The following is a 1,465-nucleotide window of genomic DNA, read 5'->3' as shown; positions in this document are numbered from 1 at the left end:
GACCAGCGCCCCGGGCACCGCACCGGTCGCGCCGGCGAGCACGAGGGTGCCGTTCACGAGGCTGCGCCCACCTGATCCCGGCCCGCCGGACCGCGGCCCGCGGCGAGGTCCAGCCGGTAGGTCTGCCCGACCAGGTCGACGCCGAAACTGTGGTGCGCCTCCTCGCTGACCAGTACGAATCCGCGCTGCAGATACACGTGCCGAGCCGCGGTCAACGGGTCGTTGGTCCACAACACCATCCGCCGGTAGCCGGCCTCCCGGGCGAAGGACATGCAGGTGTCCACCAAGCGCCCGCCCAGCCCTTGCCCGCGCCCGTCGGGGTGGACCAACAAGATCCGCAGCTTGGCCGTCGCAGGCTCTGCCACGTCGGCGTGGGCGTCCACGCAGAACACACACCCCACCGGGTGGCCGTCGAGCTCGGCGATCCAGGCGCCTTCCCGGGCCGGGTCGGCCGTGGCGGCGTAGTCGGCCACAATTCGGGCCACCAACGCCTCGAAACTCGTATCCCAACCGAACTCGGCGGCGTACACCTGCCCGTGCGCCATGACCACCCACCCCAAGTCGCCGGGCCGGCCCAAGCGGCGGATCACCGCCCGTCCTTCCTCACCATCGTCGACCATGCGGCACCTCCTCAGGGACTGAAACGATCGTTTCAGTCCTTGGTACGGTAGCTCGCATGAGCCAGGAAAGTCCACCCCCCTCCGCGCGCCGATCCGAGCTGCTCGAGCTGGCCTACCGGTACGTGTGCGAGCACGGCATGGCCGAGTTGTCCCTGCGCCCCCTGGCGGCCGCCATCGGCTCCAGCCCCCGGGTACTGCTGTACCTGTTCGACAGCAAGGCTGGACTCATCCGAGCCCTGCTGGCTCGTGCGCGCGCCGACGAACTGGCCCTACTGGACCGCATGCGCCACGCCGCCACCCAGCGAGAAGCCGACCTGCCCACGGTCGCGGTTGCGGTGTGGGAGTGGCTGGCCGACCCCGACCACCGGGGACTGCTCACGCTCTGGGTCGAGGGATACGCCCGATCCCTGACCGACCCCGACGGGCCTTGGCGCGGCTTCGCCTCAGCCACTGTGCAGGACTGGCTCACCCTGCTTACAGCCACGCAACCCACGCAACAGCGCGACAGCACCGCCGGACGGGCCCAAGCCACAGCCGTCCTCGCGATCCTGCGTGGCGGGCTACTCGACCTGCTCGCCACCGGCGACACCGACCGCACCACCACCGCCGTCGCCGACTACCTGCGCCAACTCAACGAACACCCCACGGACGTCGCCAGGCCCGTTACCCGTTGACGCCATACGCGCTAGGGTCTTGAGCGGGGTCGGCTGCCTCCTGCTGCCGGCTCCGATGAAGACGGAAGGACAGTTACTAAGACACGCGTAAGTATGTCGAATGATTCTGGCCCTGGTTCTGGGAGACTGGGGTATGCGCGAGGACGATGGCCGAAAGCTGGACCACCAGAC

At 69.3% G+C, this 1,465-nt stretch carries 2 protein-coding genes; one reads left to right on the top strand and one right to left on the bottom strand.

The genetic code is table 11. The features are described from left to right. Nucleotides 1-53: 53 nt before the first annotated feature. Nucleotides 54-620, bottom strand: coding sequence for a GNAT family N-acetyltransferase (locus FRW57_RS21495; protein WP_137123500.1), 567 nt, complete (start codon nucleotides 618-620; stop codon nucleotides 54-56). Nucleotides 621-676: 56 nt separating this feature from the next. Here FRW57_RS21495 and FRW57_RS21490 point away from each other — a divergent pair, with 56 nt between their 5' ends. Further along, a complete protein-coding gene (locus FRW57_RS21490; protein WP_137123499.1) occupies nucleotides 677-1,294 on the top strand; it encodes a TetR family transcriptional regulator in 618 nt (205 codons plus the stop codon). Nucleotides 1,295-1,465: the final 171 nt, after the last annotated feature.

The sequence above is a fragment of the Segeticoccus rhizosphaerae genome (genome assembly GCF_009192725.1).
GTDB lineage: Bacteria > Actinomycetota > Actinomycetes > Actinomycetales > Dermatophilaceae > Segeticoccus > Segeticoccus rhizosphaerae.
Note: the sequence above shows the minus strand (reverse complement) of the source record. Positions and strands in the feature narration are given on the sequence as shown.